We start from the raw sequence: 15,655 nt of genomic DNA, 5'->3' as shown, positions 1-15,655 counted from the left end.
CGCCAATGTTTCCGGGGTTATCGGCTCAGCCGTTGCCGCCGGTGTACTTCTCGCGCTGCTGAAATAACAACTTTTTACGGCTCTCTCGGTGTTTAAGCGTACTTTTCCTATAAAATAGATAACATCGAGAACCCAACAAGGAAAATTTAGTCATGAAAGAGATTAATCCGTTGATCGGAAAAATGCATTTAAAAGAGATCGGACACCCAATGGTTGACCCGATGTCAGCCATGCATATGAAAAAGGGAAAAATCGTTACGGCTGAAGAGGCTATAGATCTCATCCGCGACAACGACACAATTGTGACGGCAGGCTTTGTGGGGGCAGGCTTTGCCGAGGAACTTGCCATCGCTCTCAAAGAGCGGTTCCAGAAAACCGGCAGGCCGAGAAATTTGACGCTGACGTACCCGGCAGGCCAGGGGGACGGCAAAAACAAGGGGCTCAATCACCTCGCCCTCGAGGGTTTGGTGGGGAGAGTCATATGCGGCCATACCGGTCTGACCCCGGGGCTGGGAAAACTGATCCATGACAACAAGATCCTCGCCTACAACGTGCCGATGGGTGCCGTAACCCAACTCTATCGTGACATCGCCGCCGGCAAGCCGGGTAATCTGACCCATGTCGGCCTCGGCACCTTCATCGATCCCCGGGTTGATGGCGGCAAGCTCAACGACCTGACCAAGACCCAGGGTGAAGATCTCATCACCCTGATGCAGATCGACGGCAAGGATTATCTGTTCTACAAGGCCTTTCCGATCCATGTCGCCTTCCTCCGCGGCACGACGGCCGACCCTGATGGCAACATCACCATGGAGAAAGAGTGCATGGTCCTCGATGCGCTGGCCATGGCCCAGGCCGCCCGGAACTCCGGCGGGGTCGTAATCGTCCAGGTCGAACGGCTCGCCGACAGCGGCACCCTCAATACCCGGGACGTCGTCATCCCCGGCATCCTGGTCGATTGCGTCGTTGTGGCCAAACCCGAGAACCACTGGCAGACCTTCGGTACGCCGTACAGTGTCGCCTTCAGCGGTGAGCACCGGGTGCCGATGCAGGCGATCCCGCCGCTGGAAATGGGCGAACGCAAAATTATCGCCCGCCGCGCCGCCTTCGAACTTAAGCCTAACAGCATCGTCAACCTCGGCATCGGCATGCCGGAAGGGGTGTCGCGGGTGGCCAACGAAGAACGGGTGCTGGAATATGCCACCCTGACGGCCGAATCGGGTATCATCGGCGGCCTGGTGATGGGAGGACTGGATTTCGGCGCTGGCATCAACTCCGACGCCTTGATCGCCGAGAATGCCATGTTCGACTTCTACGACGGCGGTGGCCTCGACATTGCCTTCCTCGGCATGGCAGAGACGGATGGGGAAGGAAACGTCAACGTCAGTAAGTTCGGGCCTCGTTTTACCGGCCCGGGGGGATTCATCGACATCAGCCAGAATGCAAAGAAGGTCTGCTTTGTCGGGACCTTCACTGCTGGCGGGCTCAAGACCTCGGTGGAGGACGGTAAGCTGACCATCGACCAGGAAGGGCGGGAGAAGAAGTTCGTCCGCCAGGTGGAACAGAAAACGTTCAGCGGTCAGTACGCCGTAAGCATCCAGCAGCAGGTGCTGTACATCACCGAGCGCTGTGTCTTCACCCTGTGCGAGGATGGGCTGGAATTGATTGAAATCGCCCCCGGAATAGACCTGGAGACCCAGGTTCTGGCGCTGATGGATTTTAAACCGGTCATGCGCCGGCCGCCGAAACTGATGGACGAAAGAATTTTCCGGCTCGCCCGGATGGGGATCAAGGACGATCTCCTGAACATCCCCATGGAGGACCGTTTCGCCTACAATGCGGAGGATAACATCTTTTTCATCAACCTGGAAAACTACTACATGAAATCCAGTGAAGAAATTCAGGAGATGAAAAAAGTCGTAGGGTCGATACTGGAACCTATCGGCATAAAAGTTCACACCATCGCCAACTACGACAACTTCAACGTCTCTCCGCACCTGGTGGACGAATACGTGGAAATGGTGAAGTACGCGGCAAAATTCTACGAGAGCGTCACCCGTTATACGACCAGTACCTTCCTGAGGATGAAACTCGGTGACGAACTCGAGAAGCGGGGGGTTTCTCCCCACATTTATGAAAGCAAAGAAGAAGCGCGAAAAGCATTGGCTGTCGGCTGAAACGTGAAACATGCGATGATGATACGCAACGGCAATGATGTTTAGACCATCGGCCAGGGTGCCAGGACAATGACCTTTTCCTGGCACCCTGGCCGGTCCCAAAGCCAATCCGTACTCCATGCCAATAAACGTGGAGGGAAGATACCGTTCCGCTTGGCGAGAACGATGAGCCCTCTTTGGCAGCCGTCCCTTGCTCTGGTCCCGCTGGAGCTGAGGGTGGGCTCATCCGGTTGAAGCGTACCTTTGTGTATCTGCCTGAATTTGAAATGTAATATTGACTGCTATTGCTCTATGTTGGATAAAGACTTTCAGGGAGAGCCTGTTGTCAAAGGGGAAACAGGCTCTCTCTGATGATCAAACTGCTGACTTTTCTAAATAGTCAATCTGGTATTAGGCCGAAATCCTCTGTCGTTGTGGGGACCAGGTACGGAAAAACCGGAAGAACCTTATTTTATTGTCACGCATTTTCAAAAGCAGGTCCACAATGATGGGTAATTTCCCATGGATGAATGAGTTTCGTCCATTAGATATTTTAGAGATCGGATTAAGGAACTAACCCTGGTTAACGGGAAAATAAGCCAGAATAAGTGCCTTGATGATTACTTTAAATTCATAATATCAAGACACTCTTCAGGATTTTTGATTTGTATGACAAATTTTCAGGAGTAAATCGCTAAGCAACAGACACACTGAATCAGCAAAAATGGGATATTATTTTGAATCTGAATGTAAACCAGTTGAGGTACTTCAATACGGCGGCTAAATTCAGGAGTATCACTAAAGCTGCCGCCGAGCTTTGCGTGTCACCGGCAGCGGTAACCCTGCAGATAAAAAATTTAGAAGAAACCACTGGAGTTCGATTACTTGTAAGATCTGGAAACACCATGTGTCTTACGGATGCCGGCAGTAAAATTCATGAAAAAGTGCAACCCATTTTTGAACAACTGGAAAATATAGAAGCATTCATACTGAATATTGGCAAAGTTAAAGAGGGCGTCTTAAAAATTGGCTGCTCGGAAACGGCAAGCTTCTATGTGGTCCCTTCCCTAATCAAGCCGTTTATATCCATTTATCCGGGTATCAAGTTGGTCGTCGATCGCGGGCCTTCATGTGATATGATTGAAAGCCTGTTGAACAATAAAAATGAACTGGTCATAACTCAATATTTTCCGAATGATAAAAGAGTGAAAATGCGCTACATGGGGAAGAAAGAAATTATCCTTGTTGCGGCCAAAGAGAGCCTATTGTTGCCCGAGGACTCTGTCACAGTTAAAACACTAAATGAAATCCCATTGATTGTTCCGCTCAAAGGATCTGGTTCCAGGGACATTGTCATTAACCGTCTGAAGGAAATTGGTGTAACGCCGAAAGTGGCCATGGAATCCTCCAGTATACCGTTTATCAAGCATTTTATCTGCGGGGATGAAGGGGTCAGCTTTTTATGCCGGGATGTTGTTTTAAACGAATTATCTAACGGCTTGCTAAAAGAAGTCCATATTTTGGATTTTACACCAGTCATTGAATACGGCGTAGCTTATTTGAAACGTAGCAATTTGTCACAAGCCGCGTTGGCGTTTCTCAAGATGATCGATCAATTCATCAAGCAGGAGCAGTTCTAAAAAATGCTGTTAAACGATTGACATATTTTAATATAACGTTAATAAACGTTAACAAAATAAAGTTAGAAAGAAAGATTTATTATGGTTGGTGAGGTTGTCTGTAAAAACATATAACTGCTTCGTAAAACAAAAGGATTGACGTTGCAGGATTTTGAGGATCTTACTGGGCTTAAAAAAGTGTATCTTTCGAAAATTGAGCGATCCAAGAAAGCTCCTCCATACTGAACATTGGACAAGTTGGCCAGAGCATTGAGGGTTCATGTTAAAGTGCTCAACAGTGAAAAAGTACAAAAACTTAATGATCCTCGCATTGAATTTGTAAAAAAGGCGCAGGAAAGATTGAGCAGACCAGCTTTCGTGGAAAAGGTTATAATTACCAAGCAATTGTGACTCATATAATTGGGAAAAACATGAAGCCTTATATAATCGAGCCGGCTTTTGAGGAGCAAGGAACTTTTCAGCACGAAGGAGAAGAGTTCTTTTCGAGCTCGAGGGCACCCATGAGTTGGTGTATGATGGAAAAAAATACCTTATGCAAGCTGGGGATTGCGTCTATCACGATTCCAATGTCTCTCACACTGGCAGAAGTATAGGGGATAAGCCTTCAAAATTACTAGCCATAACGTACGAACTGCCTCTAGATGTGAAATGCTGACGGCATAAACGGGGCAGCCGCGTTTTATGCTGGCTCATCAAGCAGCACTGGGCAGCTTGGTCAAGTATCCTTTATTTACGACGCACTATAATTCGCCTTGCGCATATGATCTTCCTGTATGCGCTGATCAAGCTCAATACTTGCAATTCTTCTGGAATCTGACAAAAAAAACCAGTTTTTCACACCATTTGACAATATGCCATATACGTCTTTCGCCGCCGAACCGTCTCTCCAGTTCGGCCATATTTTAGAAAATTCCTTTGAGAAACGTGATAATTTATCTCCGTCCTTCAGTATTTTATCATTCAGCGAAAGAGCTACTTTTCTGCTATCGTGGCCAATAATCATGGCTACAATTTCATCGATATAAACCTTTTTGTAATCCACATCCCTTAAAATCAATTCGGCAATTAGCGCGCTAATCTCTTCATGAATTTTTACGGATCCATGGTCGTTATCAGGGCCTCTTATCTTTTGGGAAATGTTTTCAGGTATTTTGGCCCAACCTGTATCATGTAGGATGGCTGCGGGAATAACAATATGTCGTTCGCCGCCAACTGTTTGCAATAGTTGAAGACAAAAACGGACTACTTCTTTTGTGTGCAGTTCGTTGCTCATCACCTGAAGGTGAGGGACGGCCAACCCAAGAACTTGCCTCTCTTTTTTAGTAAGTTGGAGGAGCATATTTTAGAGACCAAACCATATCTTTCGTAATCTGAACGTAATAGGCCATGTTAGACTCGCAAAGTAGAAACCTAACATGGCTGGCAAACTATTCATATAATTTTTTGACCAATTGTGTTTTGTACTGATATTTTGGAAGTTCATCCACTAGTTCAACATTCGCTCTGAAAATCAAGGTTAGCCGTACCGGGTCTGAGATGGTGAGTGCTTTCATGAAAAAGGCTTAACACTATCCGGACGTATGCACAATTGTTTTAAGTTTTTATTAAAAATAATTTTGTTTTTATGTTTTGCGGTATCTACATGCTTCATGGTTTTCTTTATTTACAAAAAAAATTTGTACACTTCAACAGGAAAGAACAATAACTCCCCACGGCGTTCTATTCCCTAGGGTGTAGAAAAAAGAATAAAGGAGAAATACGCATGTTAGCCCAACCTGTTATGTACTGGCAAATTGAACACACCTGGATTTTTTATCTTCTCTCAGTAACTGCACTGGTTCTATTTTTCATCGGTGCCGGCAGCCACATCTGGGTGTGGAAAAAAAGCTGCAAGCCGATTTCGCTAACGGGGATCGCACCGGCGTTAACCAGGATGGGCTTTGATATCTTTACCGGAAAACGTCTGTTCCGGGGCGACATGGCGGCCGGTTTGATGCATTTCGCCATTTTCTGGGGCTTCTTTATTCTCTTTGTCGGTACCTGTGTTCTGTCTGTGCATCATTACGTGTATGAATTTCTCGAAGGAAGACCATACCTGTGGTTTTCCCTGTTGATGGAGTTCGGCGGGATCTTGCTCCTGGCCGGTATTCTTTGGGGACTCGCCCGCCGATACTTTCAACGCGTCCCCAGGCTGGAAAGACGGGTGGAGGATGCGGTATTACCCTTGTGGTTTGTTTTGATGGTCCTTTCTGGATTTTTTCTGGAAGGTGCCAGGTTGGCTGCTTTTCAACCGCAATGGGCGGGTTGGTCATTTGTCGGAAACTGGACCGCCAGTCTAATCCCGGCGGCGACAGCGGGGGCGTTATACCCGACTCTGTGGTGGACGCATGCACTGCTATGTCTGAGTTTCATTGCGGTCGTCTGTTACTCAAAAATGTTTCATATTTTTAGTGCCCCGGCCAGTATCTTTTTCAGCAGTGCATCTCCAGTTTCACTTCCGACCCTTGATGATGAAGCCGGCCGGTTGGACGTGGCCGTGGCAGTTTTCTACGATGGCTGCATGCGTTGTGGGCGGTGTGTTGCAGCCTGCCCGTCGTCCGGGGCCGGAGAAGCCTTTGCGCCCAGGGATTTTGTGCAGTGGGCGCGAAAGCAGATGTGGCAAACGCAATTTCTTTACAAGAATATCCGATTATGGAATCGCAACGACTACGATGGGGTCAATGAGAGCTTGTGGTACTGCACGACCTGTAAGGCATGTCTGGAAGTGTGCCCCATATATGGTGCGGCTTTTGAAACGGTAGCTAAAGAAAGAAGACTTTCCGTCGAGGAAGGCACGCTGGTCCCCGCGCTGTTAAACCAGACCCTGGAAAAGCTTTTCCAGTACGACAACCCTTGGGAATCATCCAAAAAGCAGCGCGGCGCGTGGGCCGACGGCCTCGACATCACCGACCTGACCAAGCGAGGCACAGAGGCTGATCTGTGCTATTTCGTGGGATGCACCACCTCGTTCGACGACAGGGCCAGGGGGATTGCCCGGTCTTTTTCGGAAATACTCAAAAAATCCGGTGTCCGTTTCGGCATTCTCGGTAAAAAGGAACCCTGTTGCGGCGACATAGCCCGTCGCGTCGGAGAATTTGGGCTTGCCGAGGAACAGAAGGAGAAGTGCGAGACCCTGTTCGACAATTACGGCATCACGGATGTCGCGACCTCATCCCCGCATTGCTACCATACGCTGGCCAACGAATATCCGGACAGCTCGTTCCGGGCCCGTCATTACACCATGATATTGAAAGAACTCCTGGAAAACAAAAAACTTTCCTTTGAGAAGACCTTGAACATGAAGGTTACCTTTCATGACCCCTGCTATCTCGGGCGGCATAATCGTATTTTCGATGAGCCGAGGGATGTGATTCGCGCAATTCCGGGCGTCAAACTGGTGGAGATGGATCATTGCCGGGAAAACAGTCTATGCTGCGGTGGGGGCGGAGGGAGAATGTGGCAGGACCTGAGAGGTGAACGTAAAATTAGCGAGGTTCGGATAGAGGAGGCCGAGGCTACCGGTGCACAAATTCTTATCACAGCCTGTCCGCTGTGCCTAATTATGCTAGAGGATGCTCGTAAGGCCATCGGATCACGGGAAGACTTTCGGGTAATGGATCTCAATGAACTGCTTCTGGAAGCACTCGAACACGAATGATGCCAAATCTGGCAATAACACAGAACAAGGAGGTTATTAATGACTGAGGTATTGGTTTTAGGGGAGGTCAAAGATGCATTCCTGGATTCTAGAACACTTGAATTGCTGGGAATCGGGAAGAAACTGACTGAAGTATCGGGCGACAAGCTATCGGTTCTTATTATGGGCGATTCGATTGAAGACGCTGCTGAGGCGGCGACGGGCTATGGCCCGGACATTGTTTACAAGATTGAGCACCCGCTTCTTAGGAGGGTCAATGCGGATCTCTGGTTGGCGGCCATAGAGCAGGCCTGTGCGGAAATCAAGCCCACGATGCTTCTGATAAGCCATTCTTTTATCGGTATTGAATTGGCGCCCCGATTGGCTTACCGGCTGAACAGCCGTCTGACCACTGACTGTATCGATCTGACCATCGATCCAGGTGATGGGGGACTGCTGGGTACCAAACCGGTATCGGGCGGCAATGCCATTGCCGTGTTCAAATGCTCGGGACAGACGCAGATGGTAACGGTCAGGGGCAATGTGTTTCCGCCTGCCGAGGCCGGAAGCGCTGGCGGTGCCGTCATAGCCATCAACGTCACCATTGACGAGTCCATGTCCCGTTTGGAATCGCTTGAAATCGTCGAGGAGGATACGGTCGCCCTGGACAAGGCCAGTGTCGTGGTTGCCGGCGGTGCGGGCCTTGGCGGCGAAGAAGGATTTGAAATGCTCGAGGAACTGGCTACTGCACTGGCCAAACCATTCGGCTCGGTGATGATCGGATGCAGCCGCATGGCCGTCGACAAGGGCTGGATCTCCTCCGACCATCAGGTTGGCCTCACCGGCACCATTATTGCGCCGGATATATATGTGGCCGTGGGAATTTCCGGAGCGATCCATCATCTGGTGGGCATGGTCCACGCCAAAAAGATCATCGCCATCAACACCGATCCGAGCTGCAACATCTTCAAGGTTGCCGATTATGGCATTGTCGAGGACTACGAACAGGTTGTGCCGGCCCTGATCAAAAAACTGGAGGAGGTGATGTAATGACTGAACTGAACATAATCGTCTGTATCAAACAGATTCCCGATCCCGAAGCACCGCTTTCCGATGTGAGTATCGACGCCGATACCATGGAGGTCATCGTTGATGCCCCCCAGGTCATCAGCCCCTTTGACGAGAATGCCTTGGAGGCGGCCATTCAGTTGAGTGAAGAACTCAATGGCAAAGTTACCGTGCTGAGTGTGGGTAAACAGCTGTCTGAGAGCGTTCTGCGCAAAGCGTTAGCGGCTGGTGCCGATGAATTGATCCTGCTGGAAGACGGCGGCTTCGAACGGCTGGACAGTCATTCCACGGCCGCGGTTCTGGCTGCAGCCATCAAAAAGATCGGTTCATACGATCTGGTGTTGACCGGCAGACAGGCAGGCGATTGGGATTCCGGTCAGGTCGGATTGATTTTAGGCGAGATACTGGGACTGCCATGCATCAGCCTCGCACGCGAAATCAAAGTCGAAAACGGCAGTGTCATCGTCAAAAAAACCGTACCCGAGGGCTACGAGCGGGTAAAGGCGAAGTTGCCCGCCCTGATAACGGTGAGCAACGAGGTGGGCGAGTTGCGCTACATCTCCAGAACCCGGATGCTGAAGATGATGCGGGGCGGAAACATTCCTTCCTGGGCGGCCGAGGAAATCGGTATAGCCGGCGACGCGATCACCGATATGAAGATCGCCTCCCTGGCCACGCCTCCGGATATGACTCGGGACTGCCAGTTCCTTGAGGGCACACCCGATCAACAGGCCGTAGCACTGGCCGAGGTTTTCAAGTTATTTAAATAAAAGTCGTTTCAAATGGGCACACAAGCAGTTTGCCAACACTTAACAGGAGGTAAATCCACATGGCTGACAAATCCTACGATGCGGTTATCATTGGCGGCGGACACCACGGCACCATCATTGCTCCTTATCTGGCCAAGGCCGGCTTATCCGTCGGCGTTTTCGAACGGCTGGACCATCTCGGCGGCGGTGCGGTGACCGAGGAAGGGCCGGCACCAGGATTCCGGATGAATTTCTGCGCGCATTTTACCCGGTTCTTTGGCCATCCCGCCTACAAGGAATTCAACCTTCGCGATGAAGGATTGGAATATATTTTTCCAGAAACAAATGAGTGCATGATTTTTGACGATGGAACGTCTTACACCAGTTATGCCGTGTGGCGGTGCGTCGACCCCCAAACCGGGCGGGTAGAATTCAGCGAAGAAAATATGAGAAAAACATATGATCAGATCGCACAGTTCTCGAAGGAGGATGCCGAAACCTATCTTCGGTTGACGGATATATACAAGAATAAATGGCGTCCTGCGTTTAAAAAATACCGCTATAGTCCGCCGACCCCCTGGGGCACCCCTGACGCCTTTGAAGAATTGTTTGCGGATCCGGACAGTCTGATTGTGCCGGAGATGCAGTTCTGGAACTGCAAACAGTTCGCCCGCTATTTTTTCAAAAGCGATGAGCTGCGAATCTTGACAAATAGGGGCTTTTTAACCTCAGCCGGCATCTACCCCAATGATGTACCGGGAATCGGCATGATGATCGCCGCGATCCATCTGGTGCTTGGCTGGGAATCGGCCGCCATTTGCAAGGGCGGAACCGCATCCATCACCAAGGCGCTGGTTTCCGCGGGTGAAAAACTCGGGGTTGAGTATTTTGTAAATTCCGAGGTTAACCAGATCATAGTTGAAAACGGTAAAGCCACGGGCATACGCCTTGCGGACGGCACCGGAATCACCGCCAAAGAAATGGTCATCGGCGATATCGGCAACCCCCAATTGTTCGATCGCATGCTCAATCCGGATCTCAAAACGGACGAAATGCAGCGTCGGCTGGATACAAATTTATTTGACAGGGGACATGCCTGGTGGGGGTGCACGGGGGTTCATGAGCTTCCGGTTTATAAGGCCTCGAAAAACAATCCGGACATCAATGGATGTCCTCGAACCTATTGGGGGCCCAAAGACCTGGCATACATCGAAGACAAATACATGCATGAAATCATGGTTCTCGGTATGGCCTCCAAATTCTTCTGTCTGTCGGCTCCGGACAGCATTTGGGACCCGTCGCGCGTGCCGGAGGGTAAACATTCCGTGGCCTTCGAGGATTACACCTGCCCGATGTACTTTCACTCCAGAAAGGATTGGCGTAAGATGTCGGAAGAATTTTTTCAGGAACTCCTCCGCCAATGGGTAAAATACGCCCCCAATATGACGAAGAGCAACATTATCGGCTACCGGGTCATCAATCCCGTTGACCTGCAGGATACGCATCTGGATATGAAAGGCGGAAATTGGAGCATGGGTAGCATGGCCGGCTCCCAGAATGGGCGGTTCAGGGGGTCACCTGTCGGTGGTTTCAAAACATTTATCGATAATATTTACATGTGTTCGTCGTCCATGTTCGGTGGTGGTGGAATCGCACGGGGATCCAGCTATAACTGCTACAAGGTGATCGCTGATGATTTCGGACTGCGCCAGCCGGAATAGTATTTGAGGGTGGCCGCAAGGAATCAGAGCTATCCTTATCCTCCTTTCTGGTGCGCTTGATTGGGGGTGGCATGCGGGATTCCGGTTGATGGTCTCGAAAAGGGCTTTCAATCGGAATCTTTCATGCCATTAACTACCATTTTTCATGCGGACACAATATTGGTTCATGTCGATATCGTAATGGGGCAGCAGAACCCCGTCACAAGCAGAGGAGAAATACATATGCCTTCAAAGAAAAACCTGTTCAGTTTGGAGGGCAAAACGGCCCTTGTAACGGGAGCTTCATATGGATTGGGTCAAAGTTTCGCGCAGACACTGGCCGAGGCAGGCGCAGATGTCGTCATTACGGCCCGAGACAAGGAGCGCTTGAAAGAAACAGAAACCATTATTAAAAAAACCGGCAGAAAAGTGCTTTCCATCGCAGCGGATGTTTCCAAACCAGACGATGTGGCCCGGATGGTCGACGAGACGGTGTCAGTATTCAATAAATTGGATATTGCCGTAAACAATGCCGGTATTGTATCCCCGCCCGTGCGCTTCCATGAAATGCGCATTGAAGACTGGCAGCAGGTGATTTCAGTGAACCTCACCGGTCTGTTTCTGTGCATGCAAAAAGAGATTGAACAGATGATGAAGCAAGACGGTGGGGGGAGCATCATCAACAATTCTTCGATTTTGGGACTGGTCGGTCTATTCGCCGACATGAATCCACGGGTCAATTATATCGCCTCCAAACATGGCGTCAACGGCCTCACGAAACAGGGGGCGGTCGAGTATGCTGAATACGGCATTCGCGTCAATGCCATCGCACCGGCCTGGCACGCTGGTAGCTCTCTATCCAAGGCGAGGTCGGATGTTCAAACCACGAAGGAGCAAAATGAAAGGGAAGAACGACTCGTTGCCAGGACACCGATGAGAAGACGCGGACGAATCGAAGAACTGCAGGGGCTTTTGCTTTTCCTGGCATCGGATGCATCGTCCTATGTAACAGGACAGATAATTGCTTCTGATGGAGGCTGGACAGCACAATGACCCTTCCATAACTGGTGATGGCCGTATGTGTGGTTCTTGCTTCTTGTCGCTCCTGATGTTGTCTGGTGAATATCCATATTCACCATTTTTTCTTGATATTGTTGATGTTTTCCCACCATGCTTATGGCTTTTCCGCCTATTTGGGCCGGCTGGCTGCAGAGAGCGTCTTGAAGACCATTGGCAGGAAATAACCGCATCATTTAAATCAGAACCCTGTTCTGATACTTCACCTAGTCTGATACTTCACCTAGAAAAAGGAAGCCACTATGAAAACCACTGATTTCTTCAAGGCCATGAAACCGCAGTTGTTGTGTTCCGCCCTTTTGATCGTCATCGGCTTCGGCTGGTCCAAGGCTGAGGCCACGGAAGGGGGCGGCGGGATGTACCCGAACGGCGCCGAAGGCTTCATGACAGGTGCCCTCCCACCTCCAGGCCTCTATATCGTCGAATATCTCAACCACTACTCCGCCGACAAGCTGATGGATGGTGATGGCGACAGGGTACCCATCGATTTCAAAGTGGATGCTTCGGCTGCGGTAACCCGTATCCTCTACCAGACCGACAAGGATTTCCTTGGCGGCAATCTGGGCGGTTACGTGCTCCTGCCTCTGGTCCACATGAGTGCCGACACCACCTTCGGCAGCGGGACAAAGAGCGGTTTTGGCGATATGACCGTGGCCCCCTTTGTTTCCTGGCATTTCAGTAAGAACCTGCATATGGCATCGGCTGTCGATATAAATATCCCGACTGGCGCTTACAACAAGAATGAGATTGCCAACATAGGGAGGAATTACTGGACCATTGAGCCGGTACTGGCTGTCACCTATCTGGCGGATAACGGGCTGGAGGTGTCAGCTAAGTTCATGTACGACTTCAACACCACCAACGAAGACACCGACTACAAATCAGGCCAGGAGTTCCACTTCGATTATGCCCTCGGTTATCACAAGGGGCCCTGGACCTTTGGCGCCACCGGCTATTACTACCAGCAGGTTACCGATGACAGTGGAACGATGATGCCGGCAGGTGTTCCTGCCAGTGCCAATGACGGCAACAAAGGCCAAGTTTTTGCTGTCGGCCCTTCGATCAAATTTGACTCTAAGGGGACCATTGTCGAGTTCAGGTACCAGCGTGAGATGCTTGCTGAGAACAAGCCGGAAGGGGACAAGTTCTGGGTCAAGCTGATCTGGCCTATTCAATAACAGTTTAAAAGATTCGGTTCTTCCGGTTTTTGCGTACCTGGTCGCCACAACGACAAAGGATTTCGATCTGATACCAGATCGATTATCTTATAAAATCAACAGTTTGAACATCAGAGGGGCCTGTTTCCTTTTTGACAACAGGCTCCCTTTGAAAGTTTTTGTCCGACATAGAACTATAGCGGACAATATTGCATTTCAATTTCAGATAGATATACAAAGGTACGCTTCAACGGGATGAGCCCTTTTTATGGTGATATTGAACAAGCTCAGGCCATACTGAGAAGCGATCCTACCTTGCAAGTGTCAATCTAAGTCCCTATCGTCAGGGAAGAACTAAAGGCAGACCTTTATCCTGAGTTCCCGGACGATTGTAACGATGACTTGGCTTAACCCGTTAAAATTATATAATATACTACAACTCCTGGCCACTCGATTCCTCGTTACAATTTATCATTGTAACGAGGAATGATTAGGCTTATTATTCATGTGATTTTAAATGGTTGAATAGTTTTTAGTTCCATTTCCCCGGGTACTCAGGCTTTATGGGGCTGCTGCTTCACCTGGAGTCGTCGAGGGGGTTGAGCGCGTGATCATGGACCCCGATCAGTTGACTGAATTAAAGCCAGGTGAAATTCTAGTGGCCCCAGGAACATCCGCAGCCTGGACGGTGGCTTTTAATTTAATCGGTGGACTGATATCTGATGGTGGAGGGTCATTATCGCATCCGGTTATCATGGCCCGTGAATTTGGTCTGCCCTGTGTTGCCGGCTGCGTAGAAGGAACTCAGAAAATTAAAACAGGGCAGCGAGTCAAACTAGACGGTGATCAAGGGGTTGTCTATATATTGGACTAATCCCGTTTCCAACAGCCCCGTGTCAAAAAAGACACGCCCTCGATGCTGCCGGACCATGATTTGGTGGTCTGGTGCATCGGCATCGTATCAATCTTTCTATGTTAGTCAATGATCCTGGGTGCATGGAGCGATCCCTTTTTCATCGAAATAAACCTTTTTGGTAATGAGAGGTTGAGAAGAAGATCGCTTGTCATCAAGCATATTAATAAGGACGTTGGTGATCGCATAAGCAAAGTGCGGGGAGTTGATATCGTCCTCCACCTCTATAATTTCTATTGACGAATTGAGTAATTTCTTGAGCGTTTCGATAAACGCCCTGTCTACATCAGGATTGTACAATGCTCCCCCACGAATGCTGGCGGATGAAAACCCCCGCAGCGGAATGAAAAACTTGACCAGATGGGGTGCATTGGCTCTGTTTAAATGATTGGCTGTTTGCCGGGCAATGGTCTGCATCTCTTCGATATTTGTTCGTGCCTGAACACGCATCGCGTCCTGGATAAGAAGTTGCCGTCTGTTCAGATCACGCTTTATCCACAACGGATCCATTTGGTCCCTGCGTTCGATAGGACCGCAACTAATCATATCGAATCCGCATGGGGCCAAAAGGTAAGGTCTTCCACTCTCCAATCCGGCATCGAAGCGATCCGGCCCAAGTCCGCGGTTCCCCCCCAGCAGATACTCACTGAATCCTGCCGGCACTAAATCGATAAATGCTTCAAACCCACCTTGGCGAATGAAATTGGAGGCGGCCAGCTCACCGACACCAGTGGCGTGAAAGGAGATCACATCGAATGCCAAATCCAATCGATCGCGAATGAACTGCGCGCCGGTATCGCAAAAACCGAATTCGGTAATAGCGATAGCCGGCTTAGAGGTGACATCATCGCAGCGTGCTTCGGCCATCCCGCAAACGGCTGCTACGCCGTTCGTCAGGAGTCGTTTTACCATAGTGTTGAGTCCAACCGTATCCACGACGCTATGCATGACGGTTATATCGTTGCTTCCGAAAAAGCGGGCAAGTTTTGATGCATATGCCGGCATCGCGGCAACACTGGTAATCAGTACTTTTGGAAGTCCGTATGGAAGCTTTTTTAGCACAGGCAGACAAATCATGGCACCCGTCATGCCGGTGACAGCCAGCACCCCATCCACCTGCCCGGCTCTGTGTGCCGCTGACAGTTCCTTGGCCAACCCTTCGGCCATAATCGTCGTGACACGTTCGCGATTGGTGTTCAGCAATGTGTGAATCTCTTCCACGCTGGCCCCACCCGCGGCAGCGATCCGTCGGCTATCCATGTTGGCTTGTACCGTGGGCACTATCGCACCATTGCCAATACTGATGTCAATTAGAACGGCACCATGGCCGCGAGCCATGATTTCATTTTTGGCAAGCTTCAAAGCAGGTTCCCGTTCGTCCAACATTCCTATCACAATGATCGCCATCGTTAGTTTTTACCCCAGGGGTCTCTTCTAACTGGTGTGAGGGATTAGCCAAAAGAGACAAAAATATTTAAAATTGTATTTTCTTATCACAAAGTTTCTGGGATTTACTATT

12 protein-coding genes and 1 pseudogene are annotated in these 15,655 nt (G+C 49.7%); 11 read left to right on the top strand and 2 right to left on the bottom strand.

Features of this window, described 5'->3' with window-relative positions:
• The first annotated feature begins 152 nt into the window (after positions 1 to 152).
• The 4 genes and pseudogenes from ACYQ8U_RS21560 to ACYQ8U_RS21545 all read left to right on the top strand — a co-directional run.
• Positions 153 to 2,177 (top strand): acyl CoA:acetate/3-ketoacid CoA transferase, encoded by a 2,025-nt coding sequence (locus ACYQ8U_RS21560; RefSeq protein WP_459947633.1) that lies wholly within the window; start codon positions 153 to 155, stop codon positions 2,175 to 2,177.
• A gap of 716 nt (positions 2,178 to 2,893) precedes the next feature.
• Positions 2,894 to 3,796, top strand: a complete 903-nt coding sequence (locus ACYQ8U_RS21555; RefSeq protein WP_459947632.1) for a LysR family transcriptional regulator — start codon at positions 2,894 to 2,896, stop codon at positions 3,794 to 3,796.
• 114 nt (positions 3,797 to 3,910) lie between these two features.
• Positions 3,911 to 4,021, top strand: a complete 111-nt coding sequence (locus ACYQ8U_RS21550; RefSeq protein ID WP_459947634.1) for a helix-turn-helix domain-containing protein — start codon at positions 3,911 to 3,913, stop codon at positions 4,019 to 4,021.
• Positions 4,022 to 4,289: 268 nt separating this feature from the next.
• Positions 4,290 to 4,451, top strand: a pseudogene (locus ACYQ8U_RS21545) (cupin domain-containing protein); the annotation flags it as partial.
• A gap of 75 nt (positions 4,452 to 4,526) precedes the next feature.
• Here ACYQ8U_RS21545 and ACYQ8U_RS21540 read toward each other — a convergent pair.
• On the bottom strand, positions 4,527 to 5,135 hold the full coding sequence (locus tag ACYQ8U_RS21540; protein ID WP_459947631.1) for an HD domain-containing protein: 609 nt from the start codon (positions 5,133 to 5,135) through the stop codon (positions 4,527 to 4,529).
• Between the two features lie 423 nt (positions 5,136 to 5,558).
• On the opposite strand from ACYQ8U_RS21540, the gene ACYQ8U_RS21535 reads away from it, so the two are divergent.
• From ACYQ8U_RS21535 to ACYQ8U_RS21505, 7 genes are all read left to right on the top strand, one after another.
• A complete protein-coding gene (locus ACYQ8U_RS21535) occupies positions 5,559 to 7,493 on the top strand; it encodes a heterodisulfide reductase-related iron-sulfur binding cluster (protein WP_459947630.1) in 1,935 nt (644 codons plus the stop codon).
• A 39-nt stretch (positions 7,494 to 7,532) separates the two neighbouring features.
• On the top strand, positions 7,533 to 8,522 hold the full coding sequence (locus ACYQ8U_RS21530; RefSeq protein WP_459947629.1) for an electron transfer flavoprotein subunit alpha/FixB family protein: 990 nt from the start codon (positions 7,533 to 7,535) through the stop codon (positions 8,520 to 8,522).
• Positions 8,522 to 9,310, top strand: coding sequence for an electron transfer flavoprotein subunit beta/FixA family protein (locus tag ACYQ8U_RS21525; protein WP_459947628.1), 789 nt, complete (start codon positions 8,522 to 8,524; stop codon positions 9,308 to 9,310). The genes ACYQ8U_RS21530 and ACYQ8U_RS21525 overlap by 1 nt, the downstream gene beginning before the upstream one ends.
• Before the next feature lie 59 nt (positions 9,311 to 9,369).
• Positions 9,370 to 11,010: a phytoene desaturase family protein gene (locus ACYQ8U_RS21520; RefSeq protein ID WP_459947627.1), complete on the top strand. Its 1,641-nt coding sequence runs from the start codon at positions 9,370 to 9,372 to the stop codon at positions 11,008 to 11,010.
• A 123-nt stretch (positions 11,011 to 11,133) separates the two neighbouring features.
• On the top strand, positions 11,134 to 12,042 hold the full coding sequence (locus tag ACYQ8U_RS21515) for an SDR family NAD(P)-dependent oxidoreductase (RefSeq protein WP_459947626.1): 909 nt from the start codon (positions 11,134 to 11,136) through the stop codon (positions 12,040 to 12,042).
• Positions 12,043 to 12,308: 266 nt separating this feature from the next.
• Positions 12,309 to 13,244 carry a SphA family protein gene (locus tag ACYQ8U_RS21510; protein WP_459947625.1) on the top strand — a complete coding sequence of 312 codons (936 nt, stop codon included), beginning with the start codon at positions 12,309 to 12,311 and terminating at the stop codon, positions 13,242 to 13,244.
• A gap of 592 nt (positions 13,245 to 13,836) precedes the next feature.
• Positions 13,837 to 14,097 (top strand): PEP-utilizing enzyme, encoded by a 261-nt coding sequence (locus ACYQ8U_RS21505; RefSeq protein WP_459947624.1) that lies wholly within the window; start codon positions 13,837 to 13,839, stop codon positions 14,095 to 14,097.
• Between the two features lie 105 nt (positions 14,098 to 14,202).
• On the opposite strand, the gene ACYQ8U_RS21500 is transcribed toward ACYQ8U_RS21505, so the two are convergent.
• Positions 14,203 to 15,543 carry a Tm-1-like ATP-binding domain-containing protein gene (locus ACYQ8U_RS21500; protein WP_459947623.1) on the bottom strand — a complete coding sequence of 447 codons (1,341 nt, stop codon included), beginning with the start codon at positions 15,541 to 15,543 and terminating at the stop codon, positions 14,203 to 14,205.
• Positions 15,544 to 15,655 lie beyond the last annotated feature (112 nt).

The sequence above is a fragment of the Desulfocastanea catecholica genome, assembly GCF_054657295.1.
Note: the sequence above shows the minus strand (reverse complement) of the source record. Positions and strands in the feature narration are given on the sequence as shown.

Excerpts from the sequence above, each read along its gene's own strand:
- ACYQ8U_RS21540 (WP_459947631.1), bottom strand. The coding sequence starts at position 5,135 with ATGCTCCTCCAACTTACTAAAAAAGAGAGGCAAGTTCTTGGGTTGGCC.
- ACYQ8U_RS21500 (WP_459947623.1), bottom strand. The coding sequence starts at position 15,543 with ATGGCGATCATTGTGATAGGAATGTTGGACGAACGGGAACCTGCTTTG.
- ACYQ8U_RS21520 (WP_459947627.1), top strand. The coding sequence starts at position 9,370 with ATGGCTGACAAATCCTACGATGCGGTTATCATTGGCGGCGGACACCAC.
- ACYQ8U_RS21535 (WP_459947630.1), top strand. The coding sequence starts at position 5,559 with ATGTTAGCCCAACCTGTTATGTACTGGCAAATTGAACACACCTGGATT.
- ACYQ8U_RS21525 (WP_459947628.1), top strand. The coding sequence starts at position 8,522 with ATGACTGAACTGAACATAATCGTCTGTATCAAACAGATTCCCGATCCC.
- ACYQ8U_RS21515 (WP_459947626.1), top strand. The coding sequence starts at position 11,134 with ATGCCATTAACTACCATTTTTCATGCGGACACAATATTGGTTCATGTC.
- ACYQ8U_RS21560 (WP_459947633.1), top strand. The coding sequence starts at position 153 with ATGAAAGAGATTAATCCGTTGATCGGAAAAATGCATTTAAAAGAGATC.
- ACYQ8U_RS21530 (WP_459947629.1), top strand. The coding sequence starts at position 7,533 with ATGACTGAGGTATTGGTTTTAGGGGAGGTCAAAGATGCATTCCTGGAT.
- ACYQ8U_RS21505 (WP_459947624.1), top strand. The coding sequence starts at position 13,837 with ATGGACCCCGATCAGTTGACTGAATTAAAGCCAGGTGAAATTCTAGTG.
- ACYQ8U_RS21510 (WP_459947625.1), top strand. The coding sequence starts at position 12,309 with ATGAAAACCACTGATTTCTTCAAGGCCATGAAACCGCAGTTGTTGTGT.